This is a genomic window from Curtobacterium sp. APC 4022 (assembly GCF_030407555.1).
Classification (GTDB): domain Bacteria; phylum Actinomycetota; class Actinomycetes; order Actinomycetales; family Microbacteriaceae; genus Curtobacterium.
Genome location: NZ_JASDDD010000003.1, coordinates 88,660 through 106,778 on the forward strand (window position 1 = coordinate 88,660; position 18,119 = coordinate 106,778).

Sequence of the window (18,119 nt, forward strand, 5' to 3'; positions counted from 1 at the left end):
CTGGTCGGCGGGCCGCGCCGTCCCCCGTCGGGACGGCGCGGGTCAGCGGCTGGCGGCGGTCAGCGCCTTCGTGATCCGCTGCAGGGACACGGTCTCCGCCGTGCCGAGCTCCTGCGCGAAGAGACTGAGGCGGAACTCCTCGAGCATCCAGCGTGCGTGCACGAGCTCCGGGTGCGAGCCGACCGACGGCGGGAAGGCCCCACCCGCCTCGACGTAGCGCTCGGTGGCCCCGGTGACCTCGCGCATCCAGCTCGCGTCTCGGCCCGGGTTCTGCAGCAGCTTCGTCACGCGGGCCTCGATGCCCTGCAGGTACACGCGGATGCGTCGGAGCCGGTCGAGCCCCGCCACCGAGACGAACCCGGCGAACACCAGGCGCTCCATCTGCTGCCGCATGTCCGACAGCGCGGGCAGCAGCGCCATGTTCGTCGCCTGCTTCATCGCCCGTTCGGCGTTCCGCTGCGCGGTCAGGACGGCGGCGACCTCGGACACGGCGGTGAACATCGTGTCGACGACCGTCGACGACACGGCGTCGCGCACCTGGTCGAACGCCACCCGCGCGAACACCATCCCGTCGGGGTGCGTCCGGCGGATCCCGGCGTCGACGACGGCGGCCAGGACGTCGTCGAACAGTGCGTTCGTCGACGGGTACGGGCTCGCGGCCAGGGCGAGCTTCTCCTGCGCGGTGAGGTGCTGCTGGATGTACGACACGGGGGAGGGCACGGCGAGCATCACCAGGCGTCGGACCCCGGCCGGCATCTGCACGGCGCGGTCGCCCGGCGTCGCGAGGAGTTGCACGCCGACGGTCGCCTTCGGGCCGGAGCCCTCCTCGACCAGGGCCGGGTACGCGCGGATGACGCCGCCCGCCTGCTTCGTGTCGAGGACCTCGGGCAGGTCCTGGTCCGGCCACGCGGTGAGGCCGGACCGTTCGATGCGGCGGCCGGAACCGGCGTCGGCGACGCGGGACGAGCCTCCCGACCGCTGCGTGGCGGCGGCGACGCTCTGCTGGGTCCGGTCCTTCAGCTTCGTCTGCAGGGCGGACAGGTCCTTGCCGGCCTCGACCCGGCGGCCGCGTTCGTCGACTACCGCGTAGGTGGGCAGCAGGTGTGACGGCACCCGGGACATGTCGAAGTCGGACTCCGACACGGGCACGTGCACGAGCCGCTGGATCGTCTTCGCCAGGGTGGCGCGGAAGCTCTCGGTCGGCGTCGTCGGGGCGTCGTCGGGGAGTTCGGTGACGATCTTCTCGGCCCAGTCGGCAGCCGGGACGACGTTCTTCCGGATCTGCTTCGGCAGGGCCTTGATGAGCGCGGTCACCAGCTCCTTGCGGAGGCCGCGCACCTGCCAGTCGAAGCCCTCTTCGCGCATGCGTGGCAGGACGGCGAGCGGCACCTGCACGCTGACGCCGTCGTCCTCGGCGCCCGGCTCGAACCGGTACCGGACGGCGAGGCGCTGGTCGCCGCTCCGCCACTGGGTCGGGTACTCGGCGTCGTCCTCGGCGGCGGAGGCAGCGGACTCGTCGAGCAGGTCCTCGCGCCGCATGGTGAGGAGATCCGGCTGGTCACGCCGGGTCCGACGCCACCAGCCCTCGAAGTCGCGGGTGGTGGCGATCTCGGCCGGGATCCGCGCGTCGTAGAACTCGACGACCGTCTCGTCGTCGAGCAGGATGTCGCGGCGGCGGGTGCGCTCCTCGAGCTGTTCGAGTTCGCGGCGGAGCTTCCGGTTCGACCGGTCGAACGCCTGCTGTGACTCCCATTCGCCCTCGACCAGGGCGTGCCGGATGAACAGCTCACGCGAGTGCACGGGGTCGATCCGGTTGTACTGCACGCGTCGGCGCTGCACGATCGGGACGCCGAACAGGGTCACCCGTTCGTAGGCGACGACGGCGCCCTGCTTCTTCTCCCAGTGGGGTTCGCCGTAGGTGCGCTTGAGCAGGTCACCGGCCAACGGTTCGACCCAGGCGGTGTCGATGCGGCCGACGGTCCGGGCGAACAGTCGGCTGGTCTCGACGAGCTCGGCGGCCATCACGGCGTCCGGCTGCTTCTTCGCCAGGACGCTGCCGGGGAAGACCACGAACCGGGTGTTCCGCGAACCGAGGTAGTCGCGCTTCTCGCGGTCGCGGAGCCCGATCTGGCTGAGGAGTCCCGCGAGCAGCGCGCGGTGCACCGAGTCCGGGTCGTCCTTGCGTTCCGTGCCGACGTGGATGCCGACCTGCTTGGCCGCGCGGGACAGCTGGCGGTACAGGTCCTGCCACTCGCGGATCCGCAGGTGGTTGAGGAACTCCGTCTTGCACATCCGGCGGAACGCGCTCGACGACAGTTCGTCCTGCTTCTCTTCCAGGTAGTTCCAGAGGCCGAGCAGCGTCAGGAAGTCGCTGGTCGGGTCGGCGAAGCGACTGTGCAGCTGATCGGCCTGGGCACGCTTCTCGAGCGGACGTTCGCGGGGGTCCTGGATGCTCAGCGCCGAGACGATCGCGATGACCTCACGACCGACACCCTGACGGCTCGCCTCGAGCACCATCCGGCCGAGCCGCGGGTCGATCGGCAGGCGGGTGAGCTGCTTGCCGGTCTTCGTGATCGCACCCTCGGTGTCGACAGCACGGAGCTCACGGAGCAGGTCCAGACCGTCCTTCACGCCGCGAGAGTCCGGCGGCTGCAGGAACGGGAACGACTCGATGTCCCCGAACCCGAGCGAGATCATCTGCAGGATGACGGCCGCCAGGTTCGTGCGGAGGATCTCCGGGTCGGTGTACTCCGGACGGCGGTCGAAGTCGTCTTCCGAGTAGAGCCGGATCGCGATGCCCGCACTCGTGCGACCGGCACGGCCGGAGCGCTGGTTGGCGGACGCCTGCGAGATCGCCTCGATCGGCAGCCGCTGCACCTTCGCCCGCGGGGAGTACCGCGAGATGCGGGCGGTGCCGGTGTCGACGACGTACTTGATGCCGGGGACGGTCAGCGAGGTCTCGGCGACGTTCGTGGCGAGCACGACACGTCGGCGGAGGCCCGGGGTGTTCGACCGCTGGAACACCCGGTGCTGGTCCGCTGCGGACAGTCGTCCGTAGAGGGGGAGGACCTCGGTGCCCGGGTAGCGCTTGCCCTCGATGGCGTCCTGCGCGTCGCGGATCTCGTTCTCGCCGGACAGGAACACCAGGACGTCGCCCGGGTCTTCCCGCGCGAGTTCGTCGAGTGCGTCGGTGATGCCCTGCAGGGTGTCGCGGTCGTCGGCGTTGCTGCCGCTGTCGCCGGTGCGGGAGTCGGACTCGTCGTCGTCGGAGTCGTCGCCGGTGTCCTCGGCGACGAGCGGCCGGTACCGGATCTCCACCGGGTACGTGCGGCCGGAGACCTCGATGATCGGGGCGTCGTCGAAGTGCCTGGAGAAGGACCCCGGGTCGATCGTGGCACTCGTGATGATGAGCTTGAGGTCGGGGCGCCGTGTGAGGAGCCGCTTGAGGTAACCGAGCAGGAAGTCGATCGTCAGGGACCGCTCGTGCGCCTCGTCGATGATGATCGTGTCGTACCGCTTCAGGTCGCGGTCGAAGTGGATCTCGTTGAGCAGGATGCCGTCGGTCATCACCTTGATCCGGGTGGCGGCACTGACCTTGTCGGTGAAGCGCACCTGGTACCCGACGAGGTCGCCGAGGCCGCCGCCGAGTTCTTCCGACACCCGTTCCGCGATCGTGCGCGCCGCGATGCGTCGGGGCTGGGTGTGGCCGATGCTCTCGCGCCCGAGTTCGAGGCAGATCTTCGGCAGCTGCGTCGTCTTGCCCGACCCGGTGGCACCGGCGACGATGACGACCTGGTTGTCGCGGATCGCAGCGGCGATGTCGTCCCGCCGCTGCGAGACGGGCAGCTCGGGCGGGTACGTGATGACGGGGGGATTCGACATGAGCATTCCAGGATACCGTCCGGGCGCGCCGTGCTCAGCCGTGCCGGACAGCGAGCTGGCCCAGCAGGTCGTCCGTGTTCCGTACCGGCAGCGCACACACCCGGTCGTGGCACACGTAGGTAACGCCGTCGAGTCCGTCGCGGCCGTCGAACAACGAGAAGCCCGCCGCGGCCCACTCCGCAGCCTGTGCTCGCGTGAGCACGGCGATGAGTGTTCCTGGACGTCGGGCGGTCCGGACGGCGTCGAGCATGCCCGCGACCGTGGGGTCTGACCGCTGGTCCGCCACCAGGACGACCTCTCGTGAGGGCCGCTGCAGCGCCAGCGCCAGACCCAGGGCGTCGGCGTGCCCGAGCGGCCGCTCCACACCCGTCCGGGCGCGCTCGGCGACGAGCCGCTCGGCAGCGTGACGGAGCTCGTCGTCACCAGTGAGGGCGGACAGCGTCGCCGCAGCACCGGCCAGCGCCACCGTCCCCGATCGCAGGGCCGTCTGCGGCTGTTCGCCGGTCGCGGTGCCCGCGGCAGCCAGGACGGGGTCGACCTCGAGCGCACCGGAGAGTCCGTCGTCCACCAGGGTTCGGGCGATCGTCGCGTACCGCAGTTCACCGGTCGCGAGGGCGAGTTCGAGCAGCCCCTCCGCGAACAACCCGAGGTCCTCCACGGTCGCCGGCGCGGACGAGACACCGCGCGGCGTGCTCGACCGGACGACGACGTGGCCGTCGCGGAGGTGCCCGTCGATCACGGCGTCGGCCGCGGCACATGCGAGGGTGATCATCTCGTCGTCGCCCGCGCGAATGCCCGCCAGCACCAGCCCCCGGATCGCGAGTCCGTTCCAGCCGGTGAGCACCTGGTCGTCCAGCGGCGGCGGATCGAGCCGGGCGCGTTCATCGCGGGGCAGCCGGTACCACTCGCCCTCCACCCGACGGCCGTCGATCGTCGACTCGCTGTCCTGTGCCGCCACGAACGCGCCGTCCGGTCGGCGCAGGGTGTCCCGGAGGAAGTCCGCGATGCCCCGGGCCCGGTCCGCGTCGGCCACCGCGAGCAGCCCGGCGTTGTCGTAGAGCATCCGCTCGTAGTGCGGGACGGACCAGTCACGACGGGTCGCGTACCGGAAGACCCCGCCGTCGGGGTCGGTCAGCTCCGACCCGGCGATCGCGTCCAGCGCACGCGAGAGAAGGGCGCCGGCAGCGGCGTCGCCGTCCGCGGCCGCGTCGCCGAGGAACTCCAGCAACGGGGCGTTCGGGAACTTCGGCGCTCCACCGAACCCGCCGTACGTCGCGTCTTCTGCGCGCTCGAGGTCCGCGACGACGCCGTGGATCGCATCCGCTGACGGGAGGCCCGCCCCACCCCCGCCATGCCGCGCGGCCTGCGCGGCCGCCGCGTCCGCCTCGGCACCCTGACGGATCGCCCGCGCGACGGCCGCCGCGTTCGCGTCGACCTCGTGCCGGCGGTCCCGCCACGCATCGAGCACCGCCGCCGTGACCTGCTGGAACGACGGGTGCTCGCCGACCGGCTGCGGCGGGTAGTAGGTGCCGGCGTAGAACACCTGCGCGTCCGGCGTCATGAAGACCGTCAACGGCCACCCGAGCTGTTCCGTGAAGGCGCTCGCCGCGGCCATCGCGCTCGAGTCGACGTCGGGCCGCTCTTCACGGTCCACCTTCACGGCGACGAAGTCCTGTCGGAGCATCGCGCCGATCTCCGGGTCGGAGAAGCTCTCGCGCGCCATGACGTGACACCAGTGGCACGTGGCGTAGCCGATCGACACCAGGACGGGCACGTCACGCTCCCGCGCCTCGGCGAAGGCGTCCGCTCCCCACTCACGCCAGTCCACCGGGTTGCCGGCGTGCTGGCGGAGGTAGGGGCTGACGGCGGTCCCGAGCCGGTTGTCGTTCATGCACCCAGCGTGCCTCGCGCGCCCTGTGTGGGCGGGCCTCCAGGCCGATCTGTGGACGAGCCGCCGCTGTCCACAGCCCCGTGCGCCCCTGCCGAGTCCGGCGTCAGCCGAGCCCGAGCGACAGCAGCACCATCGCCGCGTCCTCCGGCCCGTAGTCGAACATCCGGTCCCAGAACGAGTCAGCTGCCCACGGGACGTCCCCGTCGGCCGGCGTGCGGTGCGCGGTCTCGACCAGCCAGTCGATCTCCGGCACGACCGCGTCCGCGAAGCGCGGCGGCACCCATCCGAGCGCCCGTGCTGCGGCGGTGTCGAGCACGAACGGCGACGGCACGGACCACGGCGTGAGGCCGACGAACGCGGGGGCGTCCTCGCCGAGCAGGACCTCGTCGAACGTGTGGCCGAGGTGGCCGCCGACGGTCCGGACGATCTCGAGGACACTGGGCGCCGTGTCGTCGGCGACGTTGAGGATCCGGCGGTCGGGCGCGTCGGCGACGAGTCGGACCAGGGATGCGATGCCCGACGCCGCCGTGGTGTGGTCGACGCCGCGGCCCTCGTCAGCGAGCAGGATGCGCTCGCGGCCGTCGAGCACCCGACGCACGACGAACCATTCGCGGGGCCGGCCGATGCCGACGCCGTACACCTTCGAGGGACGCAGGACCGTGACGGGGGCACCGTGGTCGAGCAGGACCTGTTCGGCGGCGACCTTCGCGGCGCCGTACCCGTCGCGGCTCGTCGGGTCGGCGTCGCCCGGGGCAACCGTGGGCTGGAGTTCGGTGACCGCACCGCCGAACACCGGCTTGTCGACCGAGTTCGCGTGCCGCCCCTGCTCGTCGGCGTAGACCGCCTTGGACGACACGAAGACGGTCGATCCCACGTCGTCGAGGAACGGGGCCAGCTGCAGGGCATCGTCGCGGGTCACGCCGACCGTGTCGACGAGCAAGTCCGCGCCGGGACGCAGCAGGTCGCGCAGGAACGCGGTGTCGCGTCGGTCTCCCGGACGGCCGACCGCACCGCGGGCCAGCAGTTCGTCGGCGACCGGCCCACCGGTGCGGGAGACGACTTCGACCTCCCAGTCGTCGCCGCCCCGGCCGGACACGTCGAGGAGTTCGCGGGCGACCTGGGACCCGATGCCGCCGGTACCGCCGAGGACGACCGCGCGTCTGCTGCTCATGCGGGCAACGCTAGCCCGCCGCGGGGGACCGGCAGCGCCAGCCGAGCAGGGGGCGTCGGCCGGTCAGGAAGCGATCGGCTCCCGCCACCACTCGGCGAGCGACCCGTCGTAGACCCGGACCTTCTGGTGGCCGAGCACCGTGAGGGCCAGGGCGTCCACGCACGAGGCGCTGCCGACACCGCAGTAGGTCACGACCTCGTCCGCCGAGAGGACCGGTGCGAGGGCCCGCTTCAGCTCGGGCTGCCGGAGGAGCGCGTTCGACCCGTCGAGCAGCGCACGGACACCGATGGTGGTGCTGCCCGGGACGATCGGCGGGTGGTCGTCGCCCAGGACGGCCGGGTCGGCAGCCATGACGAGCGCAGCGGGTTCGGACCCGTCGACCGCACGGAGGACCCGCGCGCGGTCGGCCCAGAGCGGACGCTCTTCTCCCGCGACGAACGCGTCCGCGGACGGTCGGGGCGTGCGGGACAGCGCGCCGACGCGGACCGGGCGACCCTCGTCGCGCCACTTCGGGAAGCCGCCGTCGAGCACGGCGACGGCGTCGAAGCCGAATGACCGGAAGATCCACCACAGGCGAGCGCTCCACTCACCGATGCCGTCGTCGTAGACCACGACCGTGGAGGCACGGCTCACCCCGAGCGCGCGGGCTGCGGACTCGAAGCGGTCGACCCCGGGACGGGTGAGCGGCAGGTCTGACTCGGCAGCCGAGAACTCGTCGATGAGGTCGGCGTAGACGGCACCCGGGACGTGTCCGCGACGCTCGTGGGCGTCGCGGGCGGAGTGCCACGACATGTCGAACCCGATGCCGTCCGTGTGCACCGAGGCGTCGAGGACGAGCAGGTCGTCCGCACCCAGGTGGTCGGCGAGCCACTGCGTCGACACGAGCGGCGAGGTCAGGACGGGTGCCATGAGCCAAACGCTAATCGAGACCTCCGACTGATGACAGAGATTCAGCAACAGTTCGGAACAGGGCACGGACAGGACTCTGGGCGTCCGCGCGATGTGGCTTGCGACAGGACGGTGGCTTGCGACATGACGAACGCCGACCCGCTCCGCATGTTGCTGCGGGGCCGGTCGGCGTTCGACGTGCTGCTGTGGTGGGGCCGGGTCAGTGCGCGGCGACCGGGACGCTGCCGGTCGTGTCCGATCCGGCACGAGCGAGGCGTGCCAGACGGACCGACTGCCGGTTGATGAGCAACCCGCTGGCGATCGCGACGAGCACGAGCACGCCGGCCGAGATGCCGAAGGCTGCGTGGTAGCCGTCGAGCGTGGCCTGCGCCTGCTGCAGCTTCGTGGGCGCTGCGTTCAGCCCGGAGAGGCTGTTCTTCACCACGTCGGCGAAGATCGTCGACAGCAGCGCCGTCCCGATCGAGCCACCGATCTGCTGCATCGTGTTGACGGTCGCGGAGGCCACACCGGCGTCGGAGCGGGCCACACCGGTCGTCGCGGTGTTCATCGCGGACGAGAAGATCGTGCCCATGCCGAGCCCGATCACGATCAGTGCCGGCAGGACGGTTCCCGCGTAGGAGCTGTCGAGGTCGGTGCGGAGCAGCAGCAGGAGCCCGGTCGCGGCGACGAGGCCACCGGCGAAGATCAGGATCTTCGGGCCGACGCGGGGCAGCAGGCGGCCGCCGATCTGCGTCGCGGAGATCATGATCGACAGCGGCATCGGCAGGAATGCCAGGCCGGTCTGCAGCGCCGAGAAGCCGAGGGTCTGCTCGAGGTAGTAGGTCAGGAACAGGAAGATCCCGAACATGCCGATCGCCACGAGGCCGATCGCGACGAACGAGCCACCGCGGTCACGGTCGAGCACGACACGCAGGGGCAGTAGCGGGTGTGCGACGCGGGTCTCGATGAACACGAAGGCCGCGATCAGCACGACACCGACGGCGAGCATCGCGATCGTGACGGGGTCGTCCCAGCCGTTGGTCTCGGCGTTCGAGAAGCCGTAGACGACGCCGACCAGCCCGAGGGTGATCGTGAGGACGCCGAGGACGTCGATGCGGGGGCGGTCGGCCTTCGGGGGCTTCACCATGAAGACCAGCGCACCGATGACCCCGAGCACGGCGAAGACGACGTTGACGTAGAGGCACCAGCGCCACGAGGTGTACTCGGTCAGGACGCCGCCGAGCAGCAGGCCGATGGCCGCACCGGAACCGGCGATCGAGCCGAAGATGCCGAACGCACGGCCGCGTTCCTTCGGGTCCCGGAAGGTCGTCGTCAGCATGCCGAGTGCGGACGGGGCGAGCAGCGCGCCGAAGGCACCCTGCAGTGCGCGGGCGGCGACGAGCAGACCGAACGAGTCGGCCAGGCCACCGAGCACCGAGGCCAGGGCGAACCCGACGAGTCCGATGATGAAGGTGTTCTTGCGGCCGAAGAGGTCACCGAGCCGGCCGCCGAGCAGCAGCAGGGAGCCGAACGCCAGCGAGTATGCCGTGACGACCCACTGTCGCTGGTCGGTCCCGAACCCGAGGTCCTGCTGCGCCGAGGGCAGCGCGATGTTCACGATGGTCGCGTCGAGCACGACCATGAGCTGCGCGAGGGCGATGACCGCCAGGGTGATCCAGCGGTGGTCCTTACGCGGTGCGGTGGCACCGGACGCAGTGCCACCGGATGCGGTGGTACCGGATGTCGTGGGCGCCGAACCGGTGGGTGCGGGCGCTGTCTGTTCTGCCGTCACGACAGACCTCCTTCGAGAAGGGGTGGAGGGTGTTCGCAGCGCGCGCCGTCGGGCGCTGTAATGGTGTGGTGGAACCGGATGCCAGGCATCCGCTTCGGACCACTGTAGACCAAAACGGAGCAGGTGCATCCGCTTGTTCCCAGAAAGTTCAACTACGGTCGTCACCGTGAGCACCACCGATCAGCACGCCGACCTCGAACGGCCTCTCCGAGCCGACGCGGCACGCAACCGCGAGCTGATCCTCCAGACCGCACGCAAGTGCTTCGCCGAGCGCGGACTGTCCGTGACGCTGAACGACATCGCGCACGAAGCCGGCGTCGGCGTCGGCACGGTCTACCGGCGCTTCGCCGACAAGGACTCCCTGATCGAAGCCCTGCTCGCGACGAAGTTCGAGGCCATGAACGCCGCGGCCGAACGTGCCGCCGCCGAGATCGACCCGCGCGAGTCGCTCCGCCTCTACCTGATGGGCGTGTTCGAGTTCCGGGCGCGGGACCGCGCCCTCGCCGACGCGATCGTCCGAGCCGGCAAGGCCCGGCCGTCGATCGTCCACGAGCGCGACCGGCTCGAACGCCAGGTCTCCACGATCATCGGCCGCGCGCGCGACGCCGGGGTCGTCCGCGACGGCTTCGACTACCGCGACCTGCCGATGCTGACCACGATGATCGGCGCCGTCGCCGACGCGACCCGCGCCCACGACCCGGACGCCTGGCGTCGGTACGCCAAGGTCGTCATCGACGGCGTCCTGCCGCCGGTCGACCCGGACGGCATGCTCGGCGACCCCCTGGACCGCGAGACCATCGAACGCGCCCTGCACGCCCAGTCCTGACCGGTCACGACACACCGCTCAGGTCCGTCGGCGTCCGCCGCCACCGGGCTGCCGACTGGTCAGGACCCACCGTTCACGTCCGCCGACCGGTCGAGAACCGTCGCCTCAGGCGCGCCGAACCGACGGTTCGTGACCACTCGCGGGCAGCGGGCGGGGTGTCGTGACCGCTCGCCCCGCTCCGGACCGGGCCCACGCCGCCGGTTCCGGACCGCCGTGCCGGCGGCGGGCCGTGTCGGACGGGAGGCCCGTGGCGGCCTGGCACCGGGCCTCCTGTCCGGTGGTCCGGACCGGATCGCCCACGCGACCAGCGCGTGCCCGCCTACAACCAGCTGGGCAGCCAGTAGTGGGACCGGATGAAGTCCCACGGCGCCTGGATCGCCGACCACAGCGGGTACCAGAAGGCCGACGCGAGCACCACGACCACCAGGTAGACCCCGAGCCAGATCAGTGCCCGAGTCCGCCGTGGTCGTGGGTCCTCCCGTGACCCGAGCAGGTGCCCGATCACGGCAGCCAGCGCCATCACGAGGAACGGCTCGAAGGCGATCGTGTAGAACTGGAAGACCGTGCGGTCGAGGTACATCAGCCACGGCAGGTACCCCGCGGCGATGCCCATCAGCACGATGCCGTACTCCCACCGCCGCCGGGTGACGAGCAGCACGAGCAGCACCACGGCCGCGATCACCGAGGCGTACCAGACGAACGGGTTCGCGATGCCGGTGATCGCCGCTCCGCAGCGGTCGGCCGCGCAGCCGTCCTGGCCCGCGTCGACCCCGACGTAGTACATCGAGGTCGGCCGCTGCATGAAGAGCCAGAGCAGCGGGTTCGCCTGGTACGAGTGCGGCGTGTGCAGGCCGATGTTGAAGCCGTAGATCTCTGCCTGGTAGTGCCACCAGTTCTGCAGGCTGTCGGGCACCCAGGCGAGCACGCCGGTCCAGCGCTGACCACCGGTCCCGATCCAGTTCCGGTCCCAGCCGCCGCGGGTCACGAACCACCCGGTCCACGACGCCACGTAGGTGACGGCCGCGATCGGCACGGTGAGCAGGAACGTCACCGGGGCCTGCTGCAGCGCGGCACTCGACGACCAGAACGCCACACCGGCCCGCCGGCGCAGCAGCATGTCGCTGACCACCGAGTACACGGCGAAGAACGCCAGGAAGTACAGCCCGGTCCACTTCGTCGCCGTCGCGAGCCCGAGCGAGAAGCCCATCGCGACCAGCCAGGGCCGCCGCCACAGCACCGGACCCCAGAGCGTCGGCCGACCGGCCGCGGCCTTCCGGTCGATCCACCGGTCGAGCTGTCGGGCCGAAGAACGCCGGTCCAGCAGGAGCGCGCCGAAGCCGAGCACGACGAAGAACGTGACGATGCCGTCGAGCAGCGACACCCGCGACATCACGATCGCCTGCCCGTCCACCGCCAGGAAGCCGCCGGCCAGCGTGCCGATGAAGGTCGAGCGGAACAGCGAGCGGGCGATCACCGCGGTGAGGAAGACGGTGGCGATGCCGAGGACCGCGACCGTGAACCGCCAGCCGAAGGCGTTGTCCGGCCCGAAGAGCAGCATGCCGAGGCCGATGAGGTACTTGCCGAGCGGCGGGTGTGCGATGAACTCCGCGGCGCGCGAGTAGATGTCCGTCTGCCCGTCGGCGAACCGTTGGTCGGTCGTCACCGCGCCGTCGCCGGTCGGGTTCGCCGGCCACGTGCCCTCGTACCCGAGGTGCACCAGGGACCAGCTGTCCTTGACGTAGTACGTCTCGTCGAACACGAGCGTGTGCGGCCGGCCCAGGTCGACCAGTCGGAGCAGGGCCGCCAGCACGGTCACCGCGATCGGACCACCCCAGCGCCAGGCGGCGACCCGCCAGCCGACGGACAGCACGCGGCCCCACCAGTCGTCGAGCCGCGAGCCACGTGGGACGTCCGGCACGGTCTTCTGCAGGTCGGCCAGGTCCGTGGTCATCCGCAGAATCATACGGACGCGACCTCGCCGCTGGCCCACGCCGTCCACAGGGCACGGCCGCGGCGACGACAATGGGGTCGTGATCGTCCTCGCAGCAACCCCCATCGGCAACCTCGGTGATGCCTCCCGTCGACTCGTGGAGACGCTGTCGAACGCCTCCGTCGTCGCCGCCGAGGACACCCGGACCGCGATCCACCTGATGCGCGCACTCGGCATCGAGAACCGGCCGCGGCTCATCGCGCTGCACGAGCACAACGAGCGGGAGCGTGCTGCCGAGGTCGTCGAACTGGCGCGCGAGGACGACGTCGTCGTCCTGACCGACGCGGGCATGCCCGCCATCAGCGACCCCGGTTTCCCGCTGGTGGAGGCCGCCGCCGCCGCGGGCGTCACCGTCACCGCGATCCCCGGCCCGAGTGCCGTCCTCACCGCCCTCGCGCTGTCGGGACTGCCGACGGACCGGTTCACGTTCGAGGGCTTCCCGACCCGCAAGGGCGGCGAGCGTCGTCGTGTCTTCGCCGCGTTGGCGGGGGAGCAGCGGACCATGGTCTTCTTCGAGTCGCCGCACCGGATCGCCGACACGCTCGGCGACATGGCCGCCGGGTTCGGAGCCGACCGGCGCGCCGCCGTCTGCCGGGAGCTCACGAAGATGCACGAGGAGATCCGACGCGGGACCCTCGCCGAGCTGACCGAGTGGGCGGCCGACGGCGTCCGTGGCGAGATCTGCGTCGTCGTCGCGGGCTCGACGGGGTCGGGTGAGGACGCCACGATCGAGGACGGCGTGCGCCTGGTCCTCGAGCGCGTGGCCGCCGGCGCACGCATGAAGGAGGCCGCCGCAGCGGTCGCCGACGCGACCGGGTTGTCCAAGCGGGACCTCTACGAGGGTGCGCTCGCCGCACGCTGACCGGACCCGACACCTGTCGGACGGGAGGCCCGTGGCGGCGTCGCCACGGGCCTCCCGTCCGGTTGTCCACAGGCCGGATGACCGCGCGTCACGGGGCTCGGGCTCGCCTCTAGGATGGTCCGCATGGCCGACGGCAGCTCGTTCTCGATCACCACGCCGATCTTCTACGTCAACGACGTGCCCCACATCGGGCACGCGTACACGGAGGTCGCCGCGGACGTCCTCGCGCGCTGGCACCGCCAGCGCGGCGACGACACCTGGCTGCTCACGGGCACCGACGAGCACGGACAGAAGATCCTGCGCACCGCCTCGGCGAACGACGTGACCCCGAAGGAGTGGGCGGACCGCCTGGTCACCGACGCGTGGAAGCCGCTGCTCGACACCGTCGACGTCGCGAACGACGACTTCATCCGCACCACCGACGAGCGTCACGAGCGTGGCGTGACCGCGTTCCTGCAGAAGCTCTACGACGACGGCTACATCTACGCCGGCGAGTTCGAGGGCTTCTACTGCGTGGGCTGCGAGGAGTACAAGCAGCCGAGCGACCTGGTCCCCGGCACCGGTCCGTACGAGGGCCAGCAGGTCTGCGCGATCCACTCCATCCCGGTGGAGGTCCTGGCCGAGCGCAACTACTTCTTCCGGATGTCTGACTTCGAGCAGCGCCTGCTCGACCTGTACGAGTCGAACCCGCAGTTCATCCAGCCGGAGAGCGTCCGCAACGAGATCGTCTCCTTCGTCAAGCAGGGTCTGCGTGACCTGTCGATCTCGCGGTCGAGCTTCGACTGGGGCATCCAGATCCCGTGGGACTCCGACCACGTCCTCTACGTCTGGTTCGACGCGCTGCTGAACTACATCACCGCGCTCGGCTACGGCACCGACGACGACGAGGCCTTCCAGCGCCTCTGGCCCAGCGTGCACATCGTGGGCAAGGACATCGCCCGCTTCCACGCCGTGATCTGGCCCGCGATGCTCATGGCCGCGGGGCTCCCGGTGCCGGAGCGCGTGTTCGGCCACGGCTGGCTGCTCGTCGGCGGCGAGAAGATGTCCAAGTCGAAGCTGACCGGCATCGCCCCGAGCGAGATCACCGACACGTTCGGCTCCGACGCCTTCCGCTACTACTTCCTCCGCGCGATCACCTTCGGGCAGGACGGCAACTTCAGCTGGGAAGACATCTCGGCGCGGTACCAGGCCGAGCTGGCGAACGGCTTCGGCAACCTGGCCTCCCGCATCGTCGCGATGCTCAACCGGTACTTCGACGGTGCCGTCCCGGAGCGCGGCGAGCTGACCGAGTCCGACGCCGCGGTCGACGCCCTCGCGCAGGCCGTGACCGAGCGGGCCGACGCGTCGATCGCCGCGTTCGCTCCGCACGACGCGATCACCACGGTCTGGGAACTGGTCGACGCCCTGAACGGCTACATCACCGAGCAGGAGCCCTGGGCCCTGGCGAAGGACGACGCCCAGCGGGAGCGACTGGCGACCGTGCTCGTCACGGCACTCCGGGGCCTCGGCACGGTGGCCGTGCTCGTGTCCCCGGTGATGCCGAAGGCGACGGAGAAGCTCTGGGCCTCGATCGGTGCCGGCGGGACCATCGCCGAGCAGCGCATCGACCGCGCCTGGGAGTGGCAGGGCTCGGAGACGGTGACGCCCCTCGCGGCCGGGCTGTTCCCGCGCATCGAGCAGCCGGAGCAGGGCGCCGCGTGACCGACGCGCACGTCCGCGCTCGCGGCGGCGACGGTGGCGGGCAGAAGCGGGACCTGACGTACCCGCCGTTGCCGCAGGCCCTCACCGTGCCGGTGTACGACAACCACACGCACATGGAGATCGCCGACGGTGTCGGGGACGGTGGCGACGGTCCGCTCGACTACCGGGAGCACCTCGACCGTGCCTCGAGCGTCGGCGTCCGCGGAGTCGTGCAGGTCGGCACGGACCTCGCCACCTCGCAGTGGTCGGCGTCGATCGCGGCACGGGAACCCCGGGTCCTCGCCGCGGTCGCCCTGCACCCGAACGAAGCCCCCGTCCTCGACGAACAGGGCCTGCTCGACGAACACCTGGCCGGCATCGCCGAGCTCGCGGCCCTGCCCCGGGTCCGGGCGATCGGGGAGACCGGGCTCGACTTCTTCCGCACGGGTGACGACGGCCGGGCGGCGCAGATCCGCTCCTTCGAGGAGCACATCCGCATCGCGAAGGACCACGACCTGGCGCTGACGATCCACGACCGGGACGCCCACGACGCCGTGGTCGAGGTCCTCGAGCGTGTCGGGGCCCCGGAGCGCACCGTCTTCCACTGCTTCTCCGGCGGCCCGGAGCTCGCACGCCTGTGTGCCGAGCGCGGTTGGTACATGTCGTTCGCCGGCACCGTGACGTTCAAGAACGCGCAGAACCTGCGCGACGCCCTGCACGTCGCACCGCGCCACCTGATCATGGTCGAGACGGACGCGCCGTTCCTCACGCCGACGCCGTTCCGCGGTCGGCCGAACGCGCCGTACCTGATCCCGCACACGCTGCGGTCGATGGCCGAGACGCTGGGGACCGACGTGTCGATGCTCGCAGCGCAGATCACCTCGAACACCGAACTCGTCTACGGCATGTGGGACGCCGAACCCGTCACGGTGGTGCAGTAGCCGTGGGTGCGCTCCTCGGCCCGGCGGAGATCCGGGACCTCGCGGCGACGCTCGACGTCACCCCCACGAAGAAGCTCGGCCAGAACTTCGTGCACGACGCCAACACTGTCCGGCGCATCGTGTCGATCGCCGGCGTCATGCCCGAGGCCGCAGTTCTCGAGGTCGGGCCCGGGCTCGGGTCGCTGACCCTCGGCCTGACCGAGACCGGCGCTGCCGTGACGGCTGTCGAGATCGACGCCCGGCTCGCCGCGCACCTGCCGACGACCGTCTCCGCGATGCAGCCCGACGCCCGCCTGACCGTCGTCCACCAGGACGCCATGCAGGTCTCGGCAGAGGACCTGCCCGTCGCGCCGACGCACCTCGTCGCGAACCTGCCGTACAACGTGTCCGTGCCGGTGCTCCTGCACCTGCTCGCGACCTTCCCGTCCCTGGTCCGCTCGCTCGTCATGGTGCAGGCCGAGGTCGGGTACCGACTGGCCGCCGACCCCGGCAGCAAGGTCTACGGCTCCCCGAGCGTCAAGGCCGCCTGGTACGGGTCCTGGCGGATCGCCGGGCAGGTCAGCCGGCAGGTGTTCTGGCCGGTGCCGAACGTCGACAGCGTCCTGGTCGGGTTCGACCGGCACGAGCCGCCGGGCGACGAACAGCTGCGCTCGCGGGTGTTCACCCTGGTCGACGCGGCGTTCCAGCAGCGTCGGAAGATGCTCCGCCAGGCGCTCTCCGGTGTCCTGGGCGGCAGTGCTCGTGCGTCCGAGGTCCTCGAAGCCGCCGGCATCGCACCGACCGCCCGCGGCGAGGAACTCGGCGTCGACGACTTCGTGCGTCTCGGCAGGACCGTCCTCGCAGCCGCCGGCACGAGCGACTGACCGACGCCGCCCGACGGACGCGACTCAGCGGACGGACGCGCCCCGTGCCTCCAGAGCGGCGACGAGCGCGTCCGGATCGCCGCAGCGGAACCGCAGTGCACGCTTGCCGCGGACGGTGACGTGCACGCCCGGCCCGTTGTCGAGCAGGATCGCGGTCCCGCTCGGGATCAGGCGGATGCCCCAGCCGCCCGAGTTCAGGCCGTTCATCTCCATCGGCGTCACCGATGCGATCCGGTCGAGCGGGATGCGGCGTCGGTACCAGAACGGGGTGACGCGGACCTCCAGCACGTCGTCGACGCGGATCGTCTGTCGCATCCGGACGACGCCGATGCCCAGGACGACCGTGACGACGAGTGTCCCGATCAGGACCGCGGTGTCTCCGGGACCGAGGCCGTGACCGGGTGACGGCGGCAGGACGAGCGGGAGTGCGACCGCGGCGACCGCGATGGCGATCACGGCGATGCCGACCACAGGCATCAGGCGTCCGGACGGCAGGGCTTCCTCGTACGGTGCTGGTCGCATCCACCCATCCTGACATGCCGGAGCAGCACGATGTTCTACATGTCAGGACGGGCGGAGTGGGTCAGTGCTCGCGCGCAGCCATCATCTCGAGGATCTGCTGGTGGTTCCCGTCGCGCTCGGCCCAGCGCAGCGGCTGGACGTTCTGCACCAGGATCTCCGGAGTCGCACCGGACTCGACCAGGCCGACGACCTCGTCGATGAACGCGTCGAGCGGCATCCCGCCGAAGTCCTGCCCACCCATCAGGTCGGTGGCGACGGCCGGCGGCGCGAGCTCGAGGACCTCGACCGACGAGCCGACGAGCTGCTGCCGGAGCGCCTGCGTGTACGCGTGCACGCCGGCCTTGGTGGCGCTGTAGGTCGGGGTGGCGGTCAGCGGCACGAACGCCAGACCCGACGACACCGTCATGACCGTCGCGCTCGGGCGGCCGAGCAGGTGCGGCAGGAACGCGTCGATCAGCCGGATCGTGCCGACCAGGTTCGTCTCGACGATCTCGACGGCGTCCGAGATGTGCGCCGGGTCGCGGAGGTCCTCGTTCCGCATGATGCCCGACATCGTCACGAGGGTGTCGAGCGACGGGTGGGCCGCCAGGACGGTCTCGGCGGCGTGCCGGATCGACTCGGCGTCGGCGACGTCGACCTGCACGGTGTCCAGGCCGTGCTCGGCGGCGATCGAGTCGAGGAGGGCCTGACGACGGCCGCCGACGACGACGGTGCTGCCGGCCTGCTGCAGGCGGAGCGCGAGGGCCAGGCCGATGCCCGAGGTCGCGCCGGGGATGAAGACGGTGCTGTTCGTGATGTCCATGACCACCAC

Annotated in this window: 13 protein-coding genes; 5 read left to right on the forward strand and 8 right to left on the reverse strand. The window is 71.1% G+C overall.

The window, feature by feature from the left end; all coding sequences use genetic code 11:
* Window positions 1–42 precede the first annotated feature (42 nt).
* From hrpA to QL987_RS01470, 5 genes are all read right to left on the reverse strand, one after another.
* Window positions 43–3,882: an ATP-dependent RNA helicase HrpA gene (gene hrpA / locus QL987_RS01450; RefSeq protein WP_290155926.1), complete on the reverse strand. Its 3,840-nt coding sequence runs from the start codon at window positions 3,880–3,882 to the stop codon at window positions 43–45.
* A gap of 34 nt (window positions 3,883–3,916) precedes the next feature.
* Window positions 3,917–5,773 carry a DUF255 domain-containing protein gene (locus tag QL987_RS01455; protein ID WP_290155928.1) on the reverse strand — a complete coding sequence of 619 codons (1,857 nt, stop codon included), beginning with the start codon at window positions 5,771–5,773 and terminating at the stop codon, window positions 3,917–3,919.
* A gap of 103 nt (window positions 5,774–5,876) precedes the next feature.
* On the reverse strand, window positions 5,877–6,944 hold the full coding sequence (locus tag QL987_RS01460; RefSeq protein WP_290155930.1) for an NAD-dependent epimerase/dehydratase family protein: 1,068 nt from the start codon (window positions 6,942–6,944) through the stop codon (window positions 5,877–5,879).
* A gap of 63 nt (window positions 6,945–7,007) precedes the next feature.
* On the reverse strand, window positions 7,008–7,853 hold the full coding sequence (locus tag QL987_RS01465; protein WP_290155932.1) for a rhodanese-like domain-containing protein: 846 nt from the start codon (window positions 7,851–7,853) through the stop codon (window positions 7,008–7,010).
* 199 nt (window positions 7,854–8,052) lie between these two features.
* On the reverse strand, window positions 8,053–9,624 hold the full coding sequence (locus tag QL987_RS01470; RefSeq protein WP_290155934.1) for an MFS transporter: 1,572 nt from the start codon (window positions 9,622–9,624) through the stop codon (window positions 8,053–8,055).
* Window positions 9,625–9,790: 166 nt separating this feature from the next.
* On the opposite strand from QL987_RS01470, the gene QL987_RS01475 reads away from it, so the two are divergent.
* Entirely contained in the window at window positions 9,791–10,450 is a 660-nt protein-coding gene (locus QL987_RS01475; protein WP_290155936.1) for a TetR/AcrR family transcriptional regulator, read from the forward strand.
* Between the two features lie 319 nt (window positions 10,451–10,769).
* Here QL987_RS01475 and QL987_RS01480 read toward each other — a convergent pair whose 3' ends face one another.
* The gene (locus QL987_RS01480; RefSeq protein WP_290155938.1) at window positions 10,770–12,401 is read right to left on the reverse strand and encodes a phospholipid carrier-dependent glycosyltransferase; all 1,632 of its coding nucleotides are present in this window, start codon (window positions 12,399–12,401) and stop codon (window positions 10,770–10,772) included.
* Between the two features lie 79 nt (window positions 12,402–12,480).
* On the opposite strand from QL987_RS01480, the gene rsmI reads away from it, so the two are divergent.
* From rsmI to rsmA, 4 genes are all read left to right on the forward strand, one after another.
* Window positions 12,481–13,302: a 16S rRNA (cytidine(1402)-2'-O)-methyltransferase gene (gene rsmI, locus QL987_RS01485; protein WP_204607095.1), complete on the forward strand. Its 822-nt coding sequence runs from the start codon at window positions 12,481–12,483 to the stop codon at window positions 13,300–13,302.
* A 123-nt stretch (window positions 13,303–13,425) separates the two neighbouring features.
* Window positions 13,426–15,003, forward strand: coding sequence for a methionine--tRNA ligase (metG, locus tag QL987_RS01490; protein WP_253464344.1), 1,578 nt, complete (start codon window positions 13,426–13,428; stop codon window positions 15,001–15,003).
* Window positions 15,000–15,923: a TatD family hydrolase gene (locus QL987_RS01495; RefSeq protein ID WP_111074528.1), complete on the forward strand. Its 924-nt coding sequence runs from the start codon at window positions 15,000–15,002 to the stop codon at window positions 15,921–15,923. The genes metG and QL987_RS01495 overlap by 4 nt, the downstream gene beginning before the upstream one ends.
* A 2-nt stretch (window positions 15,924–15,925) precedes the next feature.
* On the forward strand, window positions 15,926–16,786 hold the full coding sequence (rsmA, locus tag QL987_RS01500) for a 16S rRNA (adenine(1518)-N(6)/adenine(1519)-N(6))-dimethyltransferase RsmA (protein ID WP_290155941.1): 861 nt from the start codon (window positions 15,926–15,928) through the stop codon (window positions 16,784–16,786).
* A gap of 24 nt (window positions 16,787–16,810) precedes the next feature.
* On the opposite strand, the gene QL987_RS01505 is transcribed toward rsmA, so the two are convergent.
* Window positions 16,811–17,308 (reverse strand): hypothetical protein, encoded by a 498-nt coding sequence (locus QL987_RS01505; protein WP_290155942.1) that lies wholly within the window; start codon window positions 17,306–17,308, stop codon window positions 16,811–16,813.
* A 61-nt stretch (window positions 17,309–17,369) separates the two neighbouring features.
* Window positions 17,370–18,110 carry an SDR family NAD(P)-dependent oxidoreductase gene (locus tag QL987_RS01510; RefSeq protein ID WP_290155943.1) on the reverse strand — a complete coding sequence of 247 codons (741 nt, stop codon included), beginning with the start codon at window positions 18,108–18,110 and terminating at the stop codon, window positions 17,370–17,372.
* Between the last annotated feature and the right edge of the window lie 9 nt (window positions 18,111–18,119).